The organism is Proteus sp. fly-1008 (genome assembly GCF_040140305.1).
Classification (GTDB): Bacteria; Pseudomonadota; Gammaproteobacteria; order Enterobacterales; family Enterobacteriaceae; genus Proteus; species Proteus vulgaris_B.
The window spans coordinates 133,719-159,104 of the sequence record NZ_JBEEWH010000005.1 but is presented as its reverse complement, the minus strand read 5'-3'; the positions used below and the strand labels follow the sequence as shown (position 1 = coordinate 159,104).

The 25,386-nt window shown below is 40.5% G+C and carries 22 protein-coding genes; 6 read left to right on the top strand and 16 right to left on the bottom strand.

The annotated features are described in order from the left end of the window. Positions 1-8: 8 nt before the first annotated feature. The 13 genes from fixA (ABN256_RS10720) to fixA (ABN256_RS10660) all read right to left on the bottom strand — a co-directional run bounded on the left by fixA (ABN256_RS10720) (position 9) and on the right by fixA (ABN256_RS10660) (position 14,879). Positions 9-785, bottom strand: coding sequence for a putative electron transfer flavoprotein FixA (gene fixA / locus ABN256_RS10720; protein ID WP_196554496.1), 777 nt, complete (start codon positions 783-785; stop codon positions 9-11). Positions 786-839: 54 nt separating this feature from the next. Beyond that, the gene (locus ABN256_RS10715; protein WP_072069068.1) at positions 840-1,979 is read right to left on the bottom strand and encodes an acyl-CoA dehydrogenase family protein; all 1,140 of its coding nucleotides are present in this window, start codon (positions 1,977-1,979) and stop codon (positions 840-842) included. 95 nt (positions 1,980-2,074) lie between these two features. Next, positions 2,075-3,394, bottom strand: a complete 1,320-nt coding sequence (locus ABN256_RS10710; RefSeq protein WP_349439467.1) for a GntP family permease — start codon at positions 3,392-3,394, stop codon at positions 2,075-2,077. Between the two features lie 80 nt (positions 3,395-3,474). Then, the gene (locus ABN256_RS10705; RefSeq protein WP_072069070.1) at positions 3,475-4,608 is read right to left on the bottom strand and encodes a 2-hydroxyacyl-CoA dehydratase subunit D; all 1,134 of its coding nucleotides are present in this window, start codon (positions 4,606-4,608) and stop codon (positions 3,475-3,477) included. Next, a complete protein-coding gene (locus tag ABN256_RS10700) occupies positions 4,608-5,849 on the bottom strand; it encodes a 2-hydroxyacyl-CoA dehydratase subunit D (RefSeq protein WP_109400051.1) in 1,242 nt (413 codons plus the stop codon). The genes ABN256_RS10705 and ABN256_RS10700 overlap by 1 nt, the downstream gene beginning before the upstream one ends. After that, positions 5,846-6,673, bottom strand: a complete 828-nt coding sequence (locus ABN256_RS10695) for an acyl-CoA dehydratase activase (protein WP_072069072.1) — start codon at positions 6,671-6,673, stop codon at positions 5,846-5,848. Before ABN256_RS10695 ends, ABN256_RS10700 begins: the two co-directional genes overlap by 4 nt. Positions 6,674-6,709: 36 nt before the next feature. Further along, the gene (locus ABN256_RS10690; RefSeq protein ID WP_349439466.1) at positions 6,710-7,945 is read right to left on the bottom strand and encodes a CaiB/BaiF CoA transferase family protein; all 1,236 of its coding nucleotides are present in this window, start codon (positions 7,943-7,945) and stop codon (positions 6,710-6,712) included. A gap of 66 nt (positions 7,946-8,011) precedes the next feature. Continuing rightward, on the bottom strand, positions 8,012-9,649 hold the full coding sequence (locus ABN256_RS10685) for an AMP-binding protein (protein ID WP_340893928.1): 1,638 nt from the start codon (positions 9,647-9,649) through the stop codon (positions 8,012-8,014). Positions 9,650-10,113: 464 nt separating this feature from the next. Continuing rightward, a complete protein-coding gene (locus ABN256_RS10680) occupies positions 10,114-11,436 on the bottom strand; it encodes an MFS transporter (RefSeq protein ID WP_349439465.1) in 1,323 nt (440 codons plus the stop codon). Between the two features lie 86 nt (positions 11,437-11,522). Beyond that, positions 11,523-11,810 carry a ferredoxin-like protein FixX gene (gene fixX / locus ABN256_RS10675; RefSeq protein WP_023582978.1) on the bottom strand — a complete coding sequence of 96 codons (288 nt, stop codon included), beginning with the start codon at positions 11,808-11,810 and terminating at the stop codon, positions 11,523-11,525. After that, positions 11,807-13,099 carry an FAD-dependent oxidoreductase FixC gene (fixC, locus tag ABN256_RS10670; protein ID WP_196554499.1) on the bottom strand — a complete coding sequence of 431 codons (1,293 nt, stop codon included), beginning with the start codon at positions 13,097-13,099 and terminating at the stop codon, positions 11,807-11,809. The genes fixX and fixC overlap by 4 nt, the downstream gene beginning before the upstream one ends. 56 nt (positions 13,100-13,155) lie before the next feature. Further along, on the bottom strand, positions 13,156-14,094 hold the full coding sequence (locus ABN256_RS10665; RefSeq protein ID WP_196554500.1) for an FAD-binding protein: 939 nt from the start codon (positions 14,092-14,094) through the stop codon (positions 13,156-13,158). A gap of 11 nt (positions 14,095-14,105) precedes the next feature. Next, positions 14,106-14,879 (bottom strand): putative electron transfer flavoprotein FixA, encoded by a 774-nt coding sequence (fixA, locus tag ABN256_RS10660; RefSeq protein WP_196554501.1) that lies wholly within the window; start codon positions 14,877-14,879, stop codon positions 14,106-14,108. Between the two features lie 541 nt (positions 14,880-15,420). Between fixA (ABN256_RS10660) and caiT the strand changes: the two genes are divergently transcribed. The 6 genes from caiT (at position 15,421) to caiE (ending at position 22,533) form a co-directional block, all read left to right on the top strand. Then, positions 15,421-16,935 carry an L-carnitine/gamma-butyrobetaine antiporter gene (gene caiT / locus ABN256_RS10655; protein WP_072069078.1) on the top strand — a complete coding sequence of 505 codons (1,515 nt, stop codon included), beginning with the start codon at positions 15,421-15,423 and terminating at the stop codon, positions 16,933-16,935. Between the two features lie 41 nt (positions 16,936-16,976). Further along, on the top strand, positions 16,977-18,119 hold the full coding sequence (gene caiA / locus ABN256_RS10650; RefSeq protein WP_069369791.1) for a crotonobetainyl-CoA dehydrogenase: 1,143 nt from the start codon (positions 16,977-16,979) through the stop codon (positions 18,117-18,119). A 67-nt stretch (positions 18,120-18,186) separates the two neighbouring features. Beyond that, positions 18,187-19,407, top strand: a complete 1,221-nt coding sequence (gene caiB / locus ABN256_RS10645; protein ID WP_196554502.1) for an L-carnitine CoA-transferase — start codon at positions 18,187-18,189, stop codon at positions 19,405-19,407. A gap of 74 nt (positions 19,408-19,481) precedes the next feature. Then, on the top strand, positions 19,482-21,038 hold the full coding sequence (caiC, locus tag ABN256_RS10640; protein ID WP_349439464.1) for a crotonobetaine/carnitine-CoA ligase: 1,557 nt from the start codon (positions 19,482-19,484) through the stop codon (positions 21,036-21,038). 76 nt (positions 21,039-21,114) lie between these two features. Then, a complete protein-coding gene (gene caiD / locus ABN256_RS10635; protein ID WP_115350255.1) occupies positions 21,115-21,900 on the top strand; it encodes a crotonobetainyl-CoA hydratase in 786 nt (261 codons plus the stop codon). Between the two features lie 39 nt (positions 21,901-21,939). Further along, positions 21,940-22,533 carry a carnitine operon protein CaiE gene (gene caiE, locus ABN256_RS10630; RefSeq protein WP_072069082.1) on the top strand — a complete coding sequence of 198 codons (594 nt, stop codon included), beginning with the start codon at positions 21,940-21,942 and terminating at the stop codon, positions 22,531-22,533. 67 nt (positions 22,534-22,600) lie between these two features. Here caiE and caiF read toward each other — a convergent pair whose 3' ends face one another. From caiF to ABN256_RS10615, 3 genes are all read right to left on the bottom strand, one after another. Continuing rightward, positions 22,601-22,993, bottom strand: a complete 393-nt coding sequence (gene caiF, locus ABN256_RS10625) for a carnitine metabolism transcriptional regulator CaiF (RefSeq protein ID WP_072069083.1) — start codon at positions 22,991-22,993, stop codon at positions 22,601-22,603. Between the two features lie 577 nt (positions 22,994-23,570). Beyond that, a complete protein-coding gene (gene fsa, locus ABN256_RS10620; RefSeq protein WP_072069084.1) occupies positions 23,571-24,233 on the bottom strand; it encodes a fructose-6-phosphate aldolase in 663 nt (220 codons plus the stop codon). 290 nt (positions 24,234-24,523) lie between these two features. Further along, positions 24,524-25,135, bottom strand: coding sequence for a lytic polysaccharide monooxygenase (locus ABN256_RS10615; RefSeq protein ID WP_196554505.1), 612 nt, complete (start codon positions 25,133-25,135; stop codon positions 24,524-24,526). Between the last annotated feature and the right edge of the window lie 251 nt (positions 25,136-25,386).

Below are 25,386 nucleotides of genomic sequence, written 5' to 3'. Positions count from 1 at the left end.
TAATCTCCTTATTGATTAACCGCTTGGCGTAAATGCTCAGCAAATGTGGCAATATTTTCATCTGAATCACCTTCTAAAATAATGCCAAGGCGATCAGTCTGTTCTGGTGCGCACACTTGCGTTTGCACTACGGTGAGTGCTGAAAGATCAACACCAATATCTCCTAACCCAAGTTTCTCAACAGGTTTTTTATTAGCCGCTAAAATGGCTTTCATTGACGGTAATTTTGGGGTGTTAATGCTTGATGTCACGCAGACAACGGCAGGTAATGTCAGCTCTAACTCTTCAGTGATATTTTCTAAATCACGTTCAACAATAATTTTTTCACCTTCAACGGTGATTTTATTAACGGCATTAACACAAGGTAAGCCTAAGTATTCGCCTACCGCTAAACCTGTTTGTTGAGCGTATAAGTCACCAGAACCTTCACCGAAAACTAATAAATCAAAACCCACTTTTTGTGCCGCTTGCGCAATAATATTGGCGGTATCTGTTGAATAAAGCGCATTACACGCATCATCAGCAACAAGTGTTAATGCATCAGGGCCACGCGATAAAATATCTTTTTTAATTTTCGCGTTTTCTACCATTGCACTAGTGCCTACACTCAGCGCAGTTACGGTGCTATCACCAAGAGCCGAGGCAATTTCTACTGCCGTTTCAATCGCGTTTAAATCATATAAACTAATTTTTAAACCCGCATTATCAGTTGCGAGTGTACGATCAGGCCGCGTTGTGATGTCTTGTTCGTCATGAACAACCTTACAGCAGGCAATAAGTTTCATAATTCACATTCTCCGTTTTGCTCAATGGAGCAAATTAATAAAATCCCAATGTCATTACGCTAAAATATGTTTAGCGATCACCATGCGTTGCACTTCGCTTGTGCCTTCAAAAATTTCGGTGAGTTTTGCTTCACGCATTAGGCGTTCAACAGGATAAGATTTGGTGTAACCCATACCGCCGTGGAGTTGAACGGCTTTTTGAGTCACATAGGTTGCTGTTTCAGAAGCGTATAATTTGGCTTGCGCTGATTCGCGGGTATAAGGAAGCCCAGCAATTTTTGCCGCAGCTGCGCGATACACCAACATACGAGCACAATCTACACGGGTAGCCATATCCACTAACATCCATTGCACACCTTGGTTGGCCGCAATAGGTTTTCCAAATTGAATACGCTCTTTGGTGTAATCAATCGTGGCATCTAATGCACTTTGTGCGATACCTAATGCAATAGCTGAACAGCTTAAACGACCACCATCTAAGGTTTCCATTGCAATGCTAAAACCTTTACCTTCAGCGCCTAAACGAGCACTAACAGGTACAACACAGTCACTAAAACTGACAGAACAGGTTTCAGAGCCATTCATACCCATTTTTTCTTCAGGTAAACCAATGCTGATCCCTGGATTATCACGCTCAACTAAGAATGCAGTGATCCCTTTAACACCCGCACTTTTATCGGTCATGGCAAATACAATAAAGAATGCACCTTGAGGTGCTGCTGTGATCCACAATTTAGAGCCATTGATCAGATAATTATCACCTTGGCGAACAGCCGTTGTTTGTTGAGCAGCAGCATCACAACCCGCGCTTGGTTCTGATAAACAGAAGCAACCAATTTGCTCACCTGAAACTACTCCCGGTAAAATACGTGCTTTGGTTTCTTCATCAGCATATTTTTGAATAACAGGGCCAGTTAATGAACACTGTGAACCCATGATCATGGCGTGTGCAGCGCTGACTTTTGCCATTTCTTCTGTTGCTAATACATAGCTAATTGCATCTGCTTCTGTTCCACCATAATTTTCATCAATATTGAAACCAAAGAGTCCTAATTCAGCCATAGGTGCAACGCTTTCACTTGGAAAACGGTGTTCTTTATCGATTTCGCCAGCAATAGGCTTAATATCGTTTTCAACAAACTCTCTGACCATATCGCGGATCAGAACTTGTTCTTCTGTTAGCTGAAAATCCATGTTTATCTTCCTCTGTGAATATATAGGGTTATCTCTATGGCGTGCGATTTCACGTTTGTCGTCTTATCGCACGCCTTAATGGGTTAGCGTTATTTCTACATCGTCGCTATGGATGCAGGTAAGAAGGTGTACAGCAGCAACATAAACATCATGGCTAACAGTGGGATAGCGAGAGTTAACGTTCCTACAGGGCCATACCCCTCTTTATGACTGACACCACAGACACTAAAGACAGTAATAATCAATCCGTTAAATGGCGGAGTTGTACTCATTGATGCCATTGTGGCCACACGATGTAAGGAGCCTTGATCAACCACAGTTGCAGGGAACATTGCAGCAATCATTGGCATAGCAATACTTAACGCACCGGAGCCTGAACCACTGATAAACACCAAGGCACCGACTGAAATTGCAGTAACAACAAGTGGATTAAGACCTGATTGAGCAATCGCTTGGAATGATTCTTTAAACGCAGGCAAGGTCATCACTAATGCCCCAAACCCAACAATAACTGCCGTGTTAAAGAGGGAGGACACCCCTTCCATCGTTCCTGCGGCTAAATTAGGTACAAGCTTTTTCCAATCGAGATAGCGTAAGTACACAATCAAGGCTGCGATAATGGCGCAGAATAAGGCAATAGCAGGGTCCCATTTCAGAATATTCAGCACGACAAGCAAAATAAGCATAGGGAGTAATGCAACAAGCACATTAGGTAATTGGCGATCTTTTTTACCTTCTTCGGCTTTGGCTGTTTTTTCATCTTCAACCCAGCCTTCACCTTTCGCTTTTACGCGCTTAAATAACCAAGTGAGATAAATAATCACTAAGGTGACTTGGAACAAGGCTGTCAACATACCCGGTACTAACCCTGCCGTCGCTGACGTACCTAAAAACTTCATTGGGATAAGGTTTTGGATTTGAGGTGATCCAGGCATTATCATTACAAACGTACCTGCACCGGCAAAATAGACAGCAGGAATAAGTCTGCGAGGAAGATTTGCTTTGCGGAATAAACTCACCATCATCGAATAAACGGTAAACAGTGCAACAAACACTGAAACACCGCCGTAGGCTAAAATGGCACAAGCCGCAACTAATGAAGGAATAACGGCTCTTTCACCAAATTTACCAATAATAAAAGAGGCAACACTATCAGCAGCGCCACTGATAGCGGTTAATTTGCCAAAAATCGCACCGAGTACGAAAATGAAGAAGAAGCTACCAAAATAGCCACCTAACCCACCGGTATACACTTGTAATAGTGCATCGACAGGATTAAGCATATCTGGTGATACAAGCCATGCAGTCACAGCAAGAAATAGGCTGGTGGTAAAGACAGAAATGAAGATATGTATGCCTTTCATACACATAATCATTAATATCGCTAGCCCAATGATTAAACAAATAATACCCATGATTGCCCCACTTATATGTGTTAGGGTTCAATTGACCTGTGCTATTCACACAGGTCTTTTGTGACTATTGATTAATGTTGTTAAGCAGAAAGCACATCAGCAAAAGTTTGCAATGCCGTTCTAGCTTGTTCATACGTTTTGGTTTGCTGATCGATTTCGATAATGATGGAAGGAATGCCTTCTCTATCGAGGAATTTCTTCACTATCGGGGCATCGAATTCTTCAGGATCACAGAATTTTGTTAACAAATAGACAACACCATCTGCACCTGTGTTTTTCACCATATCGGCAATTAAACGACCACGTTTTTTCTCTGGATCATATAAAAGTGAACACCCTTCAAGCTGAGCGATTTGCTCTGCCATTGCTTCATAAGGGGCGTTATTTTCTGGAATATCTTGACGGAACTGACGAGACTCATGTGCCACTTCATCTGCCACAATCGCCATCTTGTTATCAGCCAAAATTTGTAGAATAGAAGGGCTATCCGCAATAATGCCTGTCACAACAACTTTATGCCCTTTCCAAGGTTCTGGAGATAAGGTTTTGCATTGCGCAACAATGGCTTCAACGGCTTTTGTATGTTCAACAACATCCATAAAATAACCACTTTTGATCACGGTATTACGGCGTTGTGGTGTGATTAAATTTGGATGAAGCGCAGCCATCTCTGAAAACTCGCGTAACGCGGCACGACGCTGATTAAACAGATGAATTGCATTTTTTAGTGCATCATCTGTCACAGGCTGACCTGAAATCTCCCCTAATTGCAGTGCAATTTTTTTGTATTGTTCGGTTAAGAAAGCAATCCCTGCTGGGGTTTTACGATTTTGTGGATGCACCAGTTGGATAAAAGGCACTTGAGGAACACCCGCTTTCCAGTTTTGCCCTAAGCATTTTAAGGTGTCACACAAAGAAGGAATTATGGCTGCTGACAGTTTATTCAGCGCACCATCCAACCCCATCTCAAGAGAAGAAAGCACTAGCGCACAATAGAAAGGAGGAAAGTATTTCTTCGCTTCTGAGATCTCACGGCCTTCCGCACCCCAAATGCCAAAAGGCACCATGCCCGCTGCATAGACAATTTCATTCGGCGTATATTCAGGGAAACAACCAATCACCTTTTTGCCACTACGAATAAAACCTTCTAATTGCGCAACGGGGTTATCCACCACCACTTGCAGCTCATCAAATCTATCCGTTAATGTTTTCATTAGATGTCTCCCTTTTTCATATCTGCTTTATTCGCAGCCATAATTTCTGTTAATGCTTCAACACGGGTGACATACTGCGCTTCTGAGAAAACACGAGGATCTGCTTGGTCGCCATCAAAAGTCACCGTTGGGATCTTAAGTTCATGGCGAATACGGCGCTCAATTTCGGGCATAATGCCACTCCAGAGCTTACAACTGCGGTTAACGTGGATAATCGCGCCATCAACTTTATTTTGACGACTCACATCGATACGCATATCAGCAGCACGCTCAACAGAGACACAGTTAGGCACATAAGAGTAAGCGCGCATCATCTCGTCACTGTTTTGATAAATCACACCAAATGCAGTGGCGTAAACAGTAGCGGTAACGTTGATACCTTGTTCTTTTAACGGGGTAGATGTGGCACGCAAATAAGGCCAGCAGGCAATACCTTCAAAGAGAACACGGTATTTTTCTTCACCGCGGTAAGTCGATTTTTTCTCTTTGATGTTTTGTTCCATCTCTTCACACAGTTGCTCAAAAGCCAGTGCTGCTTCGAGTTTTCCGCGTGCACAAACAGCAACGGCCATATGATTAAACAGATCAAAACCATTCATTGGTGATGGTTCGTATTGGCAATATTCAGCTGCTTTTAACCATGCACGTCCTGTGCGTTGAGAAATTTCACAGACTTCTTTAAATTTCTCTTCAGAGAAGACTTTGCCAGTGACTTTTTCAAGTTGTTTAATCGCATCATCAAATTGCGCTTGAACATACTTCACAGTCACATCATCAGTGTCATAATCATTTTTATAAGGAATATCGATAAGGATCATCGGGATATTCAATTCGTATGCGATATTTTCATACCACTTGATCATGCAGTTACAGATATTGTTGCAGCACAGCAAGAAATCAGGCTGAGGCATATCCATCTCTTCACACTGCTTGATATCCATGTAAGAAAGGCTGATCCGAGCATAAGCACAGATATCATTGGAATATCCCATGCTTTCTGCATGCTCACACATTTTTAAACCTGCACCTTTTGCCGCAATTGCTGCGGCTTGGTTTTCAGGATAAACCACACATAAACCTAATGTTTCCGCAATTTCTTGTGGGAAGTTAGAGGCACACCAGCCTATTTTTTCACCGCTATTTTTAGCATCCCACGCACGCTGATAAGCATCAGCCGCGATTTTTTGCAGTCGTTTTTTCGCAGGAATATAATCCGGCGCATTCATATCTACATTGCTCATTTTGATGTTCCTATTGTTAACGCATCGTCTTCCAGTTGATGGCGGTACGCTTCAAAGGCATAAATGGCGGCACCTATCGCCCCGTTGTATTGTGATAAAGGTGAGGTGGCGATAGAGGCGTTCAACTCTTCGCTTACATAACGAACAACTTCAAAATTACTGGCAACACCGCCTGTCATCACAACAGGGGCTTCAACACCCACTCGTTTTGCAAGACCAGCAATACGGCTAGCTACAGAGCGGTGAATGCCATTAATAACGTCGGGTATTGTTTCGTTATTCGCGAGATGAGAAATCACTTCTGATTCAGAGAACACAGTACAGGTTGAGCTAATCGTGACTTTCTTAGTGGACTTAGCGCCCTCTTGAGCGAGGTCAGAAATCTTGGTTTCTAATACTCTCGACATTACATCTAAAAAGCGTCCTGTACCGGCGGCGCACTTGTCATTCATCACAAAGTTTAATAAACGGCCTGCACCATCCATATGAAGTGCTTTAACGTCTTGACCGCCGATATCAATCACTGTTTTGACGCCCGGAAAAAGAAAGTGCGCGCCTTTGGCATGACAGCTCAGTTCACTCACTTCTTTATTGGCTTCTTTCAGAGAATTACGCCCATAACCTGTTGCACAGATCCAACTGATCTGACTGAGGGAGCCACCAAATTGGCTTAATACTTCAGCGATCGCTTTTTCAGGCCCTGAGGTTCCTGCACCCACTGATGCCAGTGATTTAGCGACAATTGCGTCACCATTTTTCATGATGATGCATTTTGATGCAGACGATCCGATATCAACGCCCATTGTGAAAATGTCTTGTTGCATGCCTTTGCTCTCCTGAAAATTAAAAAAATAAGTGGATTATTTTTTCCACGTCATCACGTCTTTATTGGCTTCAAGGCTGGCAATTTCTTCTGCGCTATACCCTAATTCAGCTAATACAGACGGTGTGTCTTCACCTAACAAAGGACCACGACGATATTCAGGTAAACCACTCTCTAAGAAATCAATAGGTGGACGAACTAAGGCTTTTTCACTGCCATTTTTGTACTTCATGTTGTAGAAGGTGTTAATTGCCCAAGCCTGTTTGTCTTCCAGCACTTCTTCCCATGTTTGCGCAATACTGAATGGGATATCGTTTTTGGTGAAAATATCGGCCCACTCTGGCGCTGTTTTTTGCTCAATTTGTTGCCAAATCAGGTCATATAATTCAGGGGAGCGATTATTTTTCGCCACTTCTTGTAGGCGTGTATAACGAGCGTCTTCCGCTAAATCTGGACGACCAATACAAGAAATGAAGGTTGGATAGTAGGCGTCATAAACTGGCATACAGACTTGAATAAAACGGTCATCTTTTGTTTTATAAGCCAGAATAAATGGGCTGGTAGTATTACGACGATCGATTGGATACGGCTGACCATAATCTGGGTATTGTGCTGCTTGGATCATGATTGCTTGAGTATAAATTGAGGTATGCAGTAAGTTAGTTGAAACATACTCACCTTGACCAATATTTTTAGCGCGAATATAAGCAGCTAACACACCTGAAACCAAGCCTAATGCACACTGGTGATCGCCAAGACCCGGGATCACGTTCATCGGTACTGTGCCTTTTTGGTACAGCGAACCTAAAATACCACCACGAGCAAAGAATGCAGTGTAGTCAAATCCTGGTAGATCTTTATCTGGGCCTTCATCACCATAACCTGTCACGCTGGCGTAAACTAATTTTGGAAAACGTTGTTTTAACGTTTCATAATCCAATCCCGCACGCTCTCTTGCACCAGGACGCCAGTTAGTTAAGAAGATGTCGGCTTTTTCTAGCAGTTCAAACAGAATTTTTTTACCTGCTTCTGTTTTTGTATTTAATACGATGCCACGTTTATTGGCATTTTCTAAATCAAAACTGGTGTTTTCATGTTGATCTAATGGACGGCCTTCAGTCGGTGCGGTGTAACGTAAATTATCACCACTTGGGGATTCAATTTTGATCACGTTCGCACCCATATCAGCTAAAATACGTCCCGCTGCGGGTACGGCAATAAAGGTCGCCAACTCAACTACAGTGACGCCTTCCAGTGCTTTACGACTTGTCATTTTTTCTCCTAATTATTTTTAGACTTCATACTGCTGTTGTCAGAATGTGGATAAATCCGTTGTCACTTAACCCGCTACTTTGGTTTTTTCATCCTTGATTGAAACGCCATAACCCAATTGCAATTTCAGGGCTTGCACATCAATTTTTCCGCAAGGGGTATGAGGAAACTGCGTAAAGAAATGGAGTTCTTTGGGGATTTTGTAGCGAGCTAGCCGCTCTTGTAGAAATGCCTGTAATTCGCTTTCCGTAATGGTATGGCCTTGTTGCACACAAACAGAGGCAATCACTTCTTCACCTAAATCAACCGAAGGAATACCAAAAGCTTTTGTTGCGTCAACACCGGGATATTCCGCAATAGCCTCTTCTATTTCACAAAGACTGATATTTTCACCACCACGGACTACAATCTCTTTCATGCGATAGGCGTAGTGGTAATTTCCTTGTTCATCGACATAACCGATATCGCCTGTGTGTAACCAACCTTCTTCATCGATAGCTTCTTGGGTTTTATCAGGGGCATTGTCATAACCCATCATCACATGAAAACCACGGGTACAAATTTCACCCAAAATACCCACTGGCATAGGTTTACCCGTTTTTGGATTAATAATTTTCATTTCAACAAAAGGTAATGGCTTACCGATAGAACTGCGTTTTATTGGTAAAGCATCGTTTGGTAATGTTTGAGTACAACAAGGAGAAGCTTCGGTTTGACCATAAGAGATGGTGATCCCTTTCATGCCGAGGATAGTTTCAATATCATCGATTAACGCAGGAGGAAAACTTGCCCCGGCTATAATGCCTTTATCAAGGCTAGATAAATCGTAGTGAGAAAATTGCTCATGTTTCATTAAACGGCTAAAAATCGTTGGCACACCATGCATAACGGTACAACGATAGTTTTGAACCACTTTCAAAACATCTTCTGCACAATAGTTATCAAGCAGAACTAATTGACATCCTGTTGTTAACGCAAAAAAGAGACAAGAAGAGAGCCCAAAGCAGTGAAATAGAGGAACAGCAAGGCAAATGACATCGTTATGTGTTACGCCTAATCGCTGTGCTGACAGCATGGCATTATTAATTACATTATATTGGCTTAACATGACACCTTTAGGCATAGCTGTGCTACCTGATGTCATTTGAATTGTCAGTAAATCTTTTACACTGACTTGTGAAACAGCGTGTTGATATTCTTTATCTGATATTTTTTTGCTAATTGCTTTTAATTGAGATAACGAAACACTTTTTTCTGCCGTTTTATTTCCCATGCTAATAAATAACTGAGGTAATACATCTTTATTTTCGGATGCTTTTTTAGAAAGACAATTAATCACCTCAATAAAGTTATTACTTTTAAACCCATCAGAAAAACACAATGCTTTAATACCGGTTAATCTACATAAATCTAATAACTCTCTTTTTTTAAAATGAAAGTTAATACAAACAACAGGAACACCAATTTGAGCAGCGGCAAGAAAACAAATTATCCACTCTTTACTGTTAGCAGACCAAATACCTAAACGATCGCCTTTTTTTAAACCAATCGCTAAAAAACCACGCGCAACATTTTCTACTTCTTGTTGTAATTGTTGCCAAGAAAGTGTCTTTTTACTTTGGTTTTCAATCAAGGCTGTTTGTGAAGCATATTGCTTTACAATATTGTTTAGACATTCTTTAACTGTCATTTCTAATAAGGCCATAAATACCTACTCAACCGCTTTTTTGCTGGTGTTTGCGTCTGTAATGACCTTATTCTGGGTAGGGGATATTATTCATTCTTGGTAAATAACGAACTGTTTTTCGTCATTTGAATAGTATGAGAGAGATCTGTGATTGGGATCTAGATTTGATGAGTTAAATATAATTTGTAATTGAAGAGTAATTAATAACAATGAGATAAATTTGAAACCAAGGCGTTATAAAGGTGTTATTTTAAATAAAGAAAAAGGAGAGTCACTTTATTTAAATAAAAAATAAAACCACTCTCTTTTTTTAATATAAATATACTCAGATCACTTTAAGATATAAAAAAATCTTATCAATAAATATCGACGTGATAATTTAAATCAATATAATATAAAAATAAATACAATAATGATTAAACTTTATAACATCTAAATAAAAAGTAAATTAAATCACTTAATTTATTTATTAATTAAAAAGATTATTTACCTCGTCGCATTGGCATGGTTGAGGTCTGATTAAGCGTTAATCCTTTGGTTTCTGGTGCAAACAACACAGAAACTATCATGCCGAATAAAGAAATTGCGGCACCCACTAGCATCGTCGTATTAATTCCATAAGTAGCGATAAAGGCAGGAAGCGCACAAGTTGAAATAACCGTACCAATACGGCTTATTGACATAATAATGCCCACGGCTGACGCTCGAATATCAGTCGGAAATAATTCATTAGGATAGAGCCATTGTAAAATGCCGGGGCCACCAGAAAAGAAAGCATAAGTCGCAAATGCTAAGATAACAAATAAGATAGGTAAATCAGGGAAAACCCCTAACACCAATAATGCCAATGTCATCATGGCGAAACTACCAATCAATAACGGACGTCGCCCTGTTTGATTTAACCAAAACATGGCAGGAATACACCCAAACATGAAGAACAGGCTAATCACTACATTCCCTAATGCCGCACTTCTTCCCGCATCCCACCCTAATAAACCGACAATTTGTGGTCCAAAGGTATAAATGGCGAACATCGGGATAACTTGGCAAGTCCAAATAACGGCAACAAAAAGCACAAAAGAAAAATGACGTTTATTAAAGAGCTCGATAAAACGGGTTTTTTTGGCATTTTCAGCTTCAAAAACAACAGGTTCACCAAAAAGTTTGATCATCATTTCATTACACTCTTGAATACGCCCTTTTCGTATTAACCAAAGCGGGGATTCAGGCAAATCAAAACGACCAATTAGAATAATGACACAAGGTATAAAAGCACTGCCCAACATCCATCGCCAGCCATCTGCCACATCATATAAAAAATAACCGACTAAGTTGGCACACGTCGCCCCGATATACCACATTGCGGCAATAAAACCGACAGCAAAAGCACGTTGTTTTTTATTGGAAAACTCCGTGATCATCGACGTCGCAATGGGGTAATCAGCACCAATCACAATCCCAATAAGGAATCGCATCACCAAGAGACCCACTGGCGTTGACACAAACATCGTTGCAATCGAAATAAGCGCAATAGCCACAATATCCACAAGGAACATTTTACGACGACCCACTTTGTCACAAATATAACCAAAAAGTGATGTGCCAATAAAAAGTCCGGCTAATGTTGCCGCACCAAGCAGACCTATCCATTGTGAATCAAGCTGTAATAACGGTGTGAGTTGCTCTAATGCCACACCGATAATCACTAATACATAACCGTCAAGAAAAGGGCCACCACTCCCCCATAACATCACTCGACGATGCACAGAGGTAAAGCGAATATCATCAAAGTTTCTGGGTTGCATGACTGCGTCCTGGTATTTTTTCTAAATAAAGCAAAAAAGAAAAGCTCCCAGGCCGGAGGCAGCACTGGGAGAAAAGTAGCGATACATCATCCGTAACGATATTCCACGCCAAAAGTTCCACGTGGGTATTCCCATTTTTCAAGCGCACTATCTAAACCAAGAATTCGACAAGTTCCACACTCTAAGCACCCTGCATAGTCAAAGCTGATGGTGCCATCTTCTTGTTTTTTATAAAGACCAGCAGGACAGGCTTTGACTAAGGTTTCCAACACCTGCATATCAGGTTGCTCTTTAACGACGATATGTGGATTTTCTTCATCGACATTAAATTTATTGATGCCTAGTTTGACATCGACATTTACGGGAGAACTCATATTGCTTTTACTCCTTTGATCCCATCTTTGATCAGATTCATCCAACCGACTTTTTTGGTATGACGCATCATGGTTTTACGCATTGGTACAGGTGCGTCACCCGTAACAGTAAAGAGATCTTTCGCGATCCCAACGACCATTTCAGGATAAGCAGTAAACATACGAGGATTATCAAGTAGATCAGGCATACGCTGATACGCTTTCATATCGCGTAACGGGCCATCTTCTAAATGTTTGAGATATTCATTAAGTGATTGTTTACTAAAATCATTTTTCTCCATAGCAGAAAGCACCGTTTTTGCAGCAGCTTCACCAGATGCCATCGCTAAATCCATGCCACGGATAGTAAAACCAAGGTTCATACACATCCCTGCTGCATCACCTGCAATCAATACGCCATCACGTACTAATTCGTTTTGCATTCTTAAGCCCGCTTCTGGAACGACATGCGCACCGTATTCCACCATTTTTCCGCCCTCAATTAGCGGCGCAACAACGGGATGCTGTTTAAAATCTTCCAGCATTTGTGGTACTGATTTCTTCGCATCTTTAACATGGTGAAGCCCACAAACAAGACCTAAAGAGAGCGTAGTCTTATTGGTATATAAAAACCCCCCTCCCATTAATCCATCGGTAGGTGATCCCGCAAATAACCAAGCTGTGCCTTCGTTATCTTTTAGGTTAAAGCGATCTTTAATCACACTTTCAGGTAATTCGATGATCTCTTTTACGCCTACCGCGACATTTTCAGCGGCAACACGTTTTGTCATCCCTAACTGTTCAGCCAAGATAGAATTCACGCCATCAGCTAAAATAACGGCTTTGGCTTCTAACACATCCCCATCGGCTTCAACACCAACAATTTTGCCATCACGCTCGACTAACTTATCAACACGAATGCCTGTGATGCATTGCGCACCCGCATTTTCGGCTTGTTCCATTAGCCATTGATCAAACTCACCACGTAATACAGACCAAGAGGCGGTTTTTGGGTTATTTCCTTGTGCATTTTGGTAATCCATTGTCATTGCGCCGGTTTCAGTCATAAACGACAATTTTTCGTGAGTAATAACGCGTTCAACTGGTGCTTCTTGCGCAAACTCAGGAATGATGCGTTCAAGAGTATGTGCATACATACGACCACCGGTTACATTTTTCCCGCCAGCGTAGTTACCTCTTTCTATTAGCAATACTTGTGCGCCTTCCCTTGCTAAAACAAGTGCAGCCACAGATCCTGCTAATCCTGCGCCAACAATAATGGCATCGAAAATATCTTCGGAATCGGACATAACATCTCCAGAATTTGCGATAAACGCAGAGAAGTCACCTTCTCTGCTTAAATAAATCAGTTAGATAATTGACGAGTTAATGCAGGTAAAATCTTCATTAAATCACCGACAATGCCGTAGTCTGCAAATTGGAAGATAGGTGCATTTTTGTCTTTATTAATAGCAACAATAATTTGTGCGCCATTAGCGCCAACCATATGTTGAATTTGCCCTGAAATACCGGCAGCCAAATAGAGTTCAGGTTTCAGCATCAGGTTAGAAATACCAACATAGCGCTCGTGCTCCATCCATTTTTCGTTTTCGGCAACAGGACGAGAACACGCGATTTCAGCACCAATGGCTTTGGCTAATTCTTCTGCAATAACGATATTTTCTTTGCTACCAATACCGCGACCTACACTGACAACAAAGCGCGCTTTATCTAAATCAACCGCATTAATTTCGCGAGGCTGAACTGCATTGCGAATAATGGTTTGAGCTGGGGCAATCCATGCCACTTTTTGTGCATTACCCGTAGCACCTGTTTCTGGTGCAACATCAAAAGCACCTACACTTGCAGTCACTACGCAATAAGCGGTTTTCAAGGTTTCATCACCAAAAGCAAGACCACCGTAAACCATGTGTTTTGCTACTAATGCATCACCGTCTACTTTTAAAGATTGTGCGTCATTAGAAACAACCGCGTCTAAACGATGACCTAAGCGCGCTGCGAGTAATTTGCCACGACGTGTATTAGGTAATAGCACTAAACCTGCATCACCTTTTTGTTTGATGGTTTCAATCATGCTTTGCGCATAGTCTTCAATAATGCGATCGTCTGGTTTGCCTTCTAATTGGAAAACCGCTGTTGCTCCTAATTTAAAGGCTGCTGCACTTTGTTCGTCATTCAATGTAAATACATTGATAGATTGCCCTAATGAAGAAGCGCCGCCCATTAATTCTGGTAAACGGGAAAGTGCATCACTAAATACCCAAACAGTTGAAAACTGACTCATAACTCCCCCTATTACTTAAGAATTTTACGTAAATGTTCTGCCAACTCAGCAATCTGATCGTCACCATCACCTTCAATGATGATGCGTTGACGGACTTTTTGTTTTGGTGCCGCGATTTTTTGCTCTGAACGCGCAGTAATAACATCCAGACCCAAATCGGCAACACTCCATTGCTGAACTGGTTTTTTGGCTGCGCCAAGAATGGCTTTCATCGAAGGAATTTGAGGTGTGTTAATGTCGGTAGAAACCGCGATAACAGCAGGTAATGGAATGGTCAGTGTTTCAATTTCATTTTCTAATTCACGTTCAACCGTAATTGAATCATTAGAGAGAGAAACAATGTTATTAATGCCATTTATTGCTGGGATATTTAAAATTTCTCCCACCAGCAAACTAACTTGTTGTGAGCTGAGATCGGCAGAGCCATCGCCACAAAGAATTAAGTCATAACCTTTTTTAGTGACTGCTGCCGCCAGTGTAATCGCCGTTTGGTAGGGTAAAGAGGCTTCAAATTGGTCATCAACCACAACAACTAAATCGTCAGCACCGCGAGAAAGAACATCTTTACGTGCTTTCGCATTTGTCAGTGCTTTACCACCAACACTCATTGCCGTGATTTGAATGCCATCAAGTTGCGTCTTAAGCTGATTAGCGGCTTCAATCGCATTTAAATCATATTGGCTGATTTTGGTATTAGCACGAGAAAAATCCAGCGAACTGTCTGCGCTATTTACCGTAATATCCTGCTCATCGGGAACACTCTTGTAACATGTAATAATATTCATTACATCTCCTGAAATTAATAAATAATGTCATTTACTCTGGCAATGTAATATAGAATTAACATAATTAAGTGATTAAAAAATTAAACCTAGGTCACCAATATTGAACATTATTAAATAAAGAAGAGATAGCGTTCAATATTGCTAAATACATCACCAATATTGAAATTGGTTTTAATTGAAGTATTCAACTTTCAATATTGCTACTTCGATCAACAATATTGAAAGACAGAATATAACAAGCCGATTACATACAAAGCAATATTAATAATTATCAACAAGTTACAATGAAAATAAAACGTTATAAAACGTAACATAAAATCGACAAAAAGAATAGTGTGAAGTGAATAACAGAATAGATTTCTTATAATATCCATCATTCTTCATCATTAATGGATTTGTAGATTAGCCAATGACTTTATTTTTCTATTATGATGAATCACCAATAGACAAAATATTCATAAATAAACTTAATTGTTTTATTAGTTATTAAGAATTAACACTACTTAAACTTCTGCGCTAAATATATTTGGAAATTTTACCTATGAGCAAAGATAATAAAAAGGCAGGAATAGAACCGAAGGTTTTTTTTCCGCCATTGATCATTGTTGGTATTTTATGTTGGTTAACGGTACGCGATCTTGATGCTTCAAATGAAGTGATTAATGCCGTATTCAGCTATGTTACCAATGTCTGGGGTTGGGCCTTTGAATGGTACATGGTTATCATGTTCGGAGGTTGGTTTTGGTTAGTCTTCGGTCGTTATGCCAATAAACGTCTTGGAGAAGATAAACCTGAATTTAGTACCGCAAGCTGGATCTTTATGATGTTTGCGTCTTGTACATCAGCCGCCGTCCTTTTCTGGGGTTCGATTGAAATATACTACTACATTTCAAGCCCACCTTTTGGAATGGAAGGTTATTCAACTCAAGCTAAAGAAATTGGCCTTGCTTACAGCTTGTTCCACTGGGGTCCTCTACCTTGGGCAACTTATAGTTTCCTTTCTGTTGCGTTCGCTTATTTCTTCTTTGTTCGCAAAATGGAAGTTATTCGCCCAAGTAGCACCTTAACGCCATTAATCGGTGAAAAACACGTTAATGGGATTGTTGGAACGATTATTGATAACTTCTATCTCGTTGCTTTAATTCTAGCAATGGGAACTAGTCTTGGTTTAGCAACACCGTTAGTCACTGAATGTATTCAATACTTATTCGGTATTCCTCATACCCTGCAATTAGACGCCATTATTATCTCTTGCTGGATCTTATTAAACGCAATTTGTGTGGCATTTGGTCTGCAAAAAGGGGTGAAGATCGCCAGCGATATTCGTACTTACCTGAGTTTTTTAATGTTGGGCTGGGTGTTTATCGTTGGTGGTGCGAGCTTTATCGTCAACTACTTTACCGATTCAGTCGGTACATTGATGATGTATATGCCTCGCATGCTGTTTTATACCGACCCAATCGGTAAAGGGGGATTTCCTCAAGGCTGGACAGTCTTCTATTGGGCATGGTGGGTTATTTACGCCATCCAAATGAGTATCTTCTTAGCCCGTATCTCTAAAGGCCGTACTGTTCGTGAACTGTGTTTAGGAATGGTTTCAGGCTTAACCGCAGGGACTTGGTTAATTTGGACAATTCTTGGTGGTAACACCTTACAACTGATTGACCAAAATATTCTCAACATTCCACAACTGATTGAACAATATGGTGTTCCACGCGCCATTATCGAAACATGGGCGGCATTACCGCTTAGTACAGCGACAATGTGGGGCTTCTTTATCCTCTGCTTTATTGCCACTGTCACCTTAATTAACGCCTGTTCTTACACACTAGCAATGTCCACTTGTCGCTCTATGAAAGAAGGCTCTGAGCCCCCTTTATTAGTGCGTATCGGCTGGTCTGTGCTGGTCGGTGTTATCGGCATCATTCTGCTCGCACTTGGGGGTTTAAAACCAATTCAAACCGCCATTATCGCCGGAGGATGCCCACTATTTTTCGTCAATATCATGGTCACCTTGTCCTTTATTAAAGATGCCAAAGTACATTGGAAAGACTGATCCGCTATACGCAAAGAATGACATATTAAGAGGTTATTAACATGGATTTTAGATTGAATGATGAGCAGGAACTGTTTGTTGACGGTGTCCGCGAATTAATGGCCAGTGAAAACTGGGAAGCTTATTTCGCACAGTGTGATCGCGAAAGCAAATACCCAGAACGTTTTGTCAAAGCCCTAGCGGATATGGAAATTGACAATCTGCTTATTCCTGAAGAGCACGGTGGATTAAATGCAGGTTTTGTTACTGTTGCTGCAATTTGGATGGAATTAGGTCGTTTAGGTGCACCAACTTACGTGCTTTATCAATTACCTGGTGGCTTTAACACCGTCTTGCGTGAAGGGACTCAAGAGCAAATTGATAAAATCATGGCGTTCCGTGGTACAGGTAAACAGATGTGGAACTCTGCTATCACCGAACCCGGTGCAGGCTCTGACGTCGGTAGCTTACAGACCACTTATACCCGTAAAAATGGCAAAGTTTACCTTAACGGTAGCAAATGCTTCATCACCAGTAGTGCTTATACCCCTTATGTTGTTGTGATGAGCCGTGACTCTGCATCTCCAGATAAACCTATCTTTACTGAATGGTTTGTGGATATGAGTAAACCGGGCATTAAAGTCAACAAGTTAGAAAAATTGGGTTTACGCATGGATAGTTGCTGTGAAATCACTTTCGACAACGTTGAACTTGAAGAAAAAGACATGTTTGGTCGTGAAGGTAACGGCTTTAACCGTGTAAAAGAAGAGTTCGATCACGAACGTTTCTTAGTGGCTCTCACTAACTACGGTACAGCAATGTGCGCTTTTGAAGATGCCGCTCGTTATGCCAACCAACGTGTGCAATTTGGCGAAGCTATCGGCCGTTTCCAACTTATTCAAGAAAAATTCGCTCATATGGCGATCAAACTCAATTCAATGCGCAACATGTTATATGAAACTGCATGGAAGAGTGACAACAACTTAATCACTTCTGGTGATGCAGCTATGTGTAAATACTTCTGTGCGAATGCGGCATTTGAAGTGGTCGATAGTGCAATGCAAGTGCTTGGTGGTGTGGGTATTGCTGGCGAGCACCGTATTTCTCGTTTCTGGCGTGACCTTCGTGTTGACCGTGTCTCTGGTGGCTCTGACGAAATGCAGATCCTGACATTAGGACGCTCAGTGCTTAAACAGTACCGCTAATTAATCACGAAAACTCTCTCATCATTAGGTGAGAGAGTATTCACTCAACCACTTATGAGGTGACGCTATGACAGAACATTTACCAATGCCACAATTCGGCCCACTTTCAGGGGTTCGTGTTGTGTTTTCAGGAATTGAAATTGCAGGGCCATTTGCAGGACAAATGTTTGCAGAATGGGGTGCTGAAGTGATTTGGATTGAAAACGTTGCATGGGCTGACACCATTCGCGTTCAACCTCACTATCCTCAGCTTTCTCGCCGTAACCTTCATGCACTATCGCTAAATATCTTTAAAGACGAAGGTCGTGATGCGTTCTTAAAATTAATGGAAACAACCGATATCTTTATCGAAGCCAGTAAAGGCCCAGCCTTTGCGCGCCGTGGCATTACTGATGAAGTATTGTGGGAGCATAATCCTAAATTGGTTATTGCGCATTTATCGGGTTTTGGCCAATACGGTGATCCGCAATATACCAACCTCCCCGCTTATAACACCATCGCTCAGGCCTTTAGTGGTTACCTTATTCAAAATGGTGACAAAGATCAGCCAATGCCAGCCTTCCCTTATACCGCAGATTATTTCTCAGGAATGACAGCAACCACGTCCGCGTTAGCGGCACTGTATAAAGTTCAACAAACGGGTAAAGGCGAAAGTATTGATATTGCAATGTATGAAGTGATGTTGCGTATGGGGCAATACTTCATGATGGACTATTTCAATGGCGGTGAGATTTGTCCTCGTATGACCAAAGGGAAAGATCCGTACTACGCAGGCTGTGGGCTTTACCGTTGCCAAGATGGTTATATCGTGATGGAAGTTGTCGGTATCACTCAAATTGAAGAAATTTTCAAAGATATCGGCCTTGCTCATCTGCTTGGTACACCTGAAGTGCCAGAAGGTACGCAACTTATTCACCGTATTAATTGCCCTCATGGTCAATTATTTGAAGACAAATTAGATGAATGGTTAGCACAACAACCGATCACTGATGTCCTTAAACGACTTTCAGAGCTCAATATTGCCAGTGCCAAAGTGCTGACTATTCCTGAGCTTGAAGACAATCCGCAATATATCGCGCGCGAATCGATCACCGAATGGCAAACCATGAATGGTGATACCTGCAAAGGGCCAAATGTGATGCCGAAATTTAAAAATAATCCTGGAAAAATATGGCGTGGAATGCCATCTCACGGCATGGACACTGATGCGATTTTGAAAAATATCGGTTATAGCGACGAACAAATCAGGGGGCTAGTCGATAAGGGACTGGCTAAAATCGAAAAGTAATACCGCTGAATTCAGATAGCGCAAAGATAGAAAGCGCATCTGAACTCATGGCAAAAGAATAGGATAACAGTTTAATGGATGTGATTGGCAAACAAAACTTACGCCAAATATGGGATGATTTGGCTGAGGTTTATGGCACAAAAACAGCGCTAATTTTTGAAGCCGCACAAGGACAAGTGAGACAATTTAGCTACAGTGAATTAAATGAAGAGATAAACAGAACCGCAAATCTTTTCCATGCTGGTGGCATAAAAAAAGGCGACCACGTTGCCTTACATCTTGATAACTGCCCAGAGTTTTTCTTTTGCTGGTTTGGGCTGGCAAAAATAGGTGCTGTCATGGTGCCGATTAATGCGCGCTTTATGCATGAAGAGAGCGCATGGATAATCAATCACTGCCAAGCCCATTACGTAGTAACACGTGATAATTTCTATCCTATTTACCAACCTATGTTACAGGATGAACAAAATCCTTTAACTCAGTTGTTTTTAATAACAGAAAACAGGCTTCCTACTGAGAAAGGGATTATTGATTTTCTAAAAGAGAAAGCCAAGCATCCTGTTACACTTAATCATCACACTCCATTAAGTGTAGATGATACCGCTGAGATCCTTTTTACCTCAGGTACAACCTCTCAACCCAAAGGCGTTGTTATCACACATTATAATTTACGCTTTGCCGGTTATTACTCATCATGGCAAAACGCATTACGTGAAGACGATGTTTATCTCACTGTTATGCCTGCCTTTCATATTGATTGCCAATGCACCGCATCTCTCGCAGCATTTTCTGTAGGTGCGACATTTGTCCTACTCGAAAAATACAGTGCTAGAGCCTTTTGGAAACAAATTCTTAAGTATCAAGCGACGGTGACGGAATGCATTCCCATGATGATGAGAACGTTAATGGCACAACCGATTTCATCCGAAGAAAAGCAACACAAATTACGTGAAGTGATGTTCTACCTCAATCTCGCAGACGAAGAAAAAGACGCCTTTATTGAGCGCTTTAACGTGCGATTACTCACCTCTTATGGCATGACAGAAACTATAGTTGGTTTAATTGGTGACAGACCCGGTGATAAACGCCGCTGGCCATCAATTGGCAGACCGGGTTTTTGTTATCAAGCACAAATCAGAGACAAACAAAACCACGAAGTCCCTGATGGCGTTGTGGGCGAAATCTGCGTAAAAGGCGAACCCGGTAAAACCATTTTCAAAGAGTATTACAACCGACCTGATGCCACAGCAAAAGCCTTAGAGCCAGAAGGTTGGTTACATACAGGAGATTATGGTTATCGGGATGATGAAGGCTTTTTCTATTTCGTTGATCGCAGTTGCAATATGATCAAACGTGGTGGTGAAAATGTTTCTTGCGTTGAGATTGAAAATATCATTTCTTCACATCCTAAAATTCAAGATGTCGCCGTAATTGGGGTGCCTGACAACATTCGTGATGAAGCAATCAAAGCCTTTGTAGTACTGGTTGAAAATGAAACCTTGAGTGAAGAAGAATTCTTCCATTTCTGTGAGCAAAATATGGCGAAGTTTAAAGTCCCTTCTGCCGTTGAATTTAGGGAAGGCTTACCACGTAATTGCTCCGGAAAAGTGATTAAAAAGCATTTGAAATAAGGCATAGGTAGGTTCAACCACAACTTAATAACCTCAATCATAAATGCTTATTTTTGATGATGAAAAGGAATACAACATGAGCCAATCATTACACTTAACAACACGTGGTTCAGTACTTGAAATTGTATTAGATAGACCAAAAGCCAATGCTATTGATGCAAAAACCAGTCATGAAATGGGAGAAGTTTTCCTTCGTTTTCGTGATGATCCTAGCTTACGTGTCGCGATTATTACTGGTGCAGGCGAACGCTTTTTCTCGGCAGGATGGGATTTAAAAGCAGCGGCTGAAGGTGAAGCTCCTGACGCTGATTTCGGTGCGGGCGGTTTTGCTGGTTTAACCGAGCTTTTCAATCTAGATAAACCTGTCATTGCGGCGGTTAACGGCTATGCGTTTGGTGGTGGATTTGAATTAGCACTCGCTGCCGACATGATGGTGTGCTCAGACAACGCTTCTTTTGCATTACCTGAAGCACAGCTGGGGATCGTGCCAGATAGTGGTGGTGTACTGCGTTTACCTAAGCGTTTACCACCTGCGATTGTCAATGAAATGCTGATGACAGGCCGTCGCATGAATGCGGATGAAGCATTACGTTGGGGCATTACAAACCGTGTTGTGAGCTCTGCACAATTAATGGATAGTGCTCGTGAACTCGCAGACCAAATCGCTAATAGCGCCCCACTGGCCGTTGCAGCATTAAAAGAGATCTATCGTGCTACCAGTGAGCTTTCTATTGAAGAAGGCTACAAATTAATGCGCAGTGGTGTATTAAAACATTACCCAAGTGTTCTCCATTCAGAAGATGCCACAGAAGGGCCACTTGCCTTTGCTGAAAAACGTGCCCCTGAATGGAAAGGACGGTAATTATCTCGTGTTTCGATAATACAACAAAGAGGAAAACGGATGAGTATCTATGCGTTTGAAGGTCTTGTTCCTGTGGTACACCCAACCGCCTATATTCACCCATCGGCAGTATTAATTGGTGATGTAATTATAGGCGCAGGAGTTTATATCGGCCCTTTAGCCTCATTAAGAGGTGATTATGGACGCTTAATTGTCGAAGCAGGTGCAAACCTTCAAGACGGTTGTATCATGCACGGTTATACCGATATGGATACCATTGTTAGAGAAAATGGACATATTGGACACGGTGCCATTCTTCATAGTTGTATTATCGGGCGTGATAGCTTAGTCGGCATGAACAGCGTGATTATGGACGGCGCAGTGATTGGTGAAGAAAGCATTGTAGCCGCAATGAGTTTTGTAAAAGCGGGTTTTCAAGGGCAACCTCGCCAAATGTTAATTGGCAGTCCTGCCAAACATTTCCGTGATATTACTGAACAAGATATGGAATGGAAACGGATGAACACTCGAGAATATCAAGACTTAGCGGTACGCTGTCGTCAAAGCTTAGTCGAAACTACGCCTTTAACAGCACCTGAGCCTAATCGCCCACGTTTACGAGGCACAACAGAAGTGAAACCGAAAGGTCAGTAGCAAACAGCGACAGGCGTTATACGCGCCTGTCGTCATTGTTTTTTAGCCTACCACTTAATAAGTCACGTTAGCGTCGTTGTGATTTTGATAACATCCATTGCCATTTTTGTTCATGGTTTAATCCATGAGGGATCATCGCTGCTAATTTTTCAGGAGAACTTTGACTACTTTTACCCTGAACATGGCCCTTTAAGCGTGAATAAAGTTGAGGATCGATATGACTCACTTTGATCATTCGTTGGCACTGACATCCTCTACCTTCTAACTGATTAGGGACACTTTTCGTTTCACATTCGATTTCTTTTACATCAGAAAGAATATAAGAAACGATATTAATCGCATTGCATTGAGGAATATCGAATTTTGTTGCAATTTCTTTCGCACTTACCCAACGCTCTTGCGCTTGAACCCAGTCAGCAATTGATAGATAAAGTGGCTTATTCATGTATTCTTCGCACATATTTACTCCAGTATCACAAATAAAGTTTTATTTATCGCTAAATAAAGATAATAACTGTATATGTTAATTATCATTGCACCGCGGAGTATCGGTTTTCCCTGTTAATCTGGTAAGTTAACAACCCCATCAATATAATATTTAGTTTATCTTTAACAACCAAACTCTTTAATTAACACACTTGTCACAATTTATTACTTTATTATTAAAGCCAAAGCAATAATAATTAAACCGAGTAAAAACAAAAAATTAATTAAATATTAAAATATAAAACAGCTTTTAGAGAAAAATAACAATTCATTGATAAATAAACTATTTTTTCAAAAAAATAAAAAATAGATAAATTGTATTAATAATCCATTTATAGACTAAGATTATAGTAATAGATCTAAATTTAGATTGCCAGAAAGGTGGCTTATTATTAGATGTAAATCAATATTCGTTTATTTTAAGCCATCCAAATCTAGTTATTAATACATTAGTAAAAGTGAAGTTTAATATCTTAAATATACCAAAATGGATAAATTAAGTGCTATAGCGCTATAGCGCTATAGCACTTAGTCTCATATTATTAATTTGATTATAAAAAACGACGTTCAAATGCGGTTTGCCAATCATCTGCAAATCTATTTACTGCATCATCGACAACCGGTGAGCGAATAATAGAGTAAGCAAGTTCAATCGGTAATGTCACTGAAGAAGCCCCTGCTAATAAACAATCAACAACCTGACGGGGTGTTTTAAAGCTCGCAGCGAGGATTTTTGTGGGTAAATTATGCATGGTAATCAATGTTTGTAACTCTTTTACCACTCTTACCCCATCAGAGCCTTGCCTATCCATTCGGTGAACATAAGGTGCAATATAATCTGCCCCAGCTAAGGCTGCCATTAATCCTTGTGAGACACTGTAAATCGCGGTACCTAATACCAGCATATTTTTTTGTTTTAATTGTTTAATGGCGACAAGTCCCGCTTCAGTAACTGGGATTTTAATCACAGTATTATCTGCAATATTGCCAATACGTAATGCTTCTTCAATCATGGTATCGACATCACTGGCAATGACCTGAGCAAATACTCGGCCTTTGCCTCCCATGGCTGCTTTTAATTCAGGTAACAGTGTTTCAATATCTTGTGCCGATTTAGCAATAATAGACGGATTGGTAGTGACACCTGCAATAGGAAGAACTTGAGAGAGTTTTCTGACTTCTTCGATATCCGCTGTATCTAAATAGATTTCCATAATCGCGCCTCAATGATGTGGTTTTTAAGCTAAATAATTATAGGTATAACGTAGAAAGTAGCATTGTGAGCGAAGGATTTCTAGTCGATCCAATGAAAATAGCGCCCACACAAAGGCGCTATTGATTAAATTTCAATAATAAATGTCTATTATTTTTATTTAACAAATAAATAATTATCAATCTAAATTTAAGATTTTAATTTAATATCCAAGATCGGATTATATTTAAGATGGAATAATATATATCCAACATTCTTATTGATATTAAAAAATAATTTCAATTAACTTGGTTATTTTTTAAACTCAGCATCAATAACTTGATAAAAAGCATTACCTGTATCCGCAATATCCCAAACACCTAAAATAACCTGATAACCAGAACGCTCTGGTATATTACAATTTATCTCTACGGTTTCCTTTGGTATTTTACCATTATCATCTTGTTGGCAGAATGGTATTAAATCAAAATCAGCACGAGTCAGTGGTTTATTAACATCCCATTCTGGTTTAGTAATAAAGAATCGCCATGATTCTGTACTGTGCTTTGCAGTTAATGTCCATTTAAAGGTATTTTCTCCACTTTTCATTGCTACTTTATGCCAACGATCAGCACTTTGTGCATTTAACGCAGAAAAAGCCTCTTTGCCGCCACTGGCGATTTGACCATCTGCTGGACCACCTTCAGGGAAACCTTTAAGTCCTTCAATAGATTGAGGCTCATACTGTATTGGACCACAGTTTTTATTTAAATTGCCCCCTTTTGATGAACAAAGGAAAGCTCTACTGGGGGGAACATCAATATATCCATGCTTTAATGTTACATCGGCTGACGCTGTTGAAACAAAACCCGCTGATGATAATAATAACGTTGCAGTAAATACCATAAGTTTATTTTTCTTCATAATAAAACCTCATAATTATTAATAAGTATTTTTAAATATCATGATTGCGTTAATCACATTAGATATTAGTCAAAAAAAGATAATTAAATATGTATTTATTTATATTTGTGAGCGATGTCGCTATTTAATTTAATATTAAAACGGGAATAAAACGCCATATTAATATTAATTAGATGATGATTTATTATTGAAACAATATATTAAATTATTTTTTAATACTTTATTTTACACATTATTAAAAGCATTCAAAT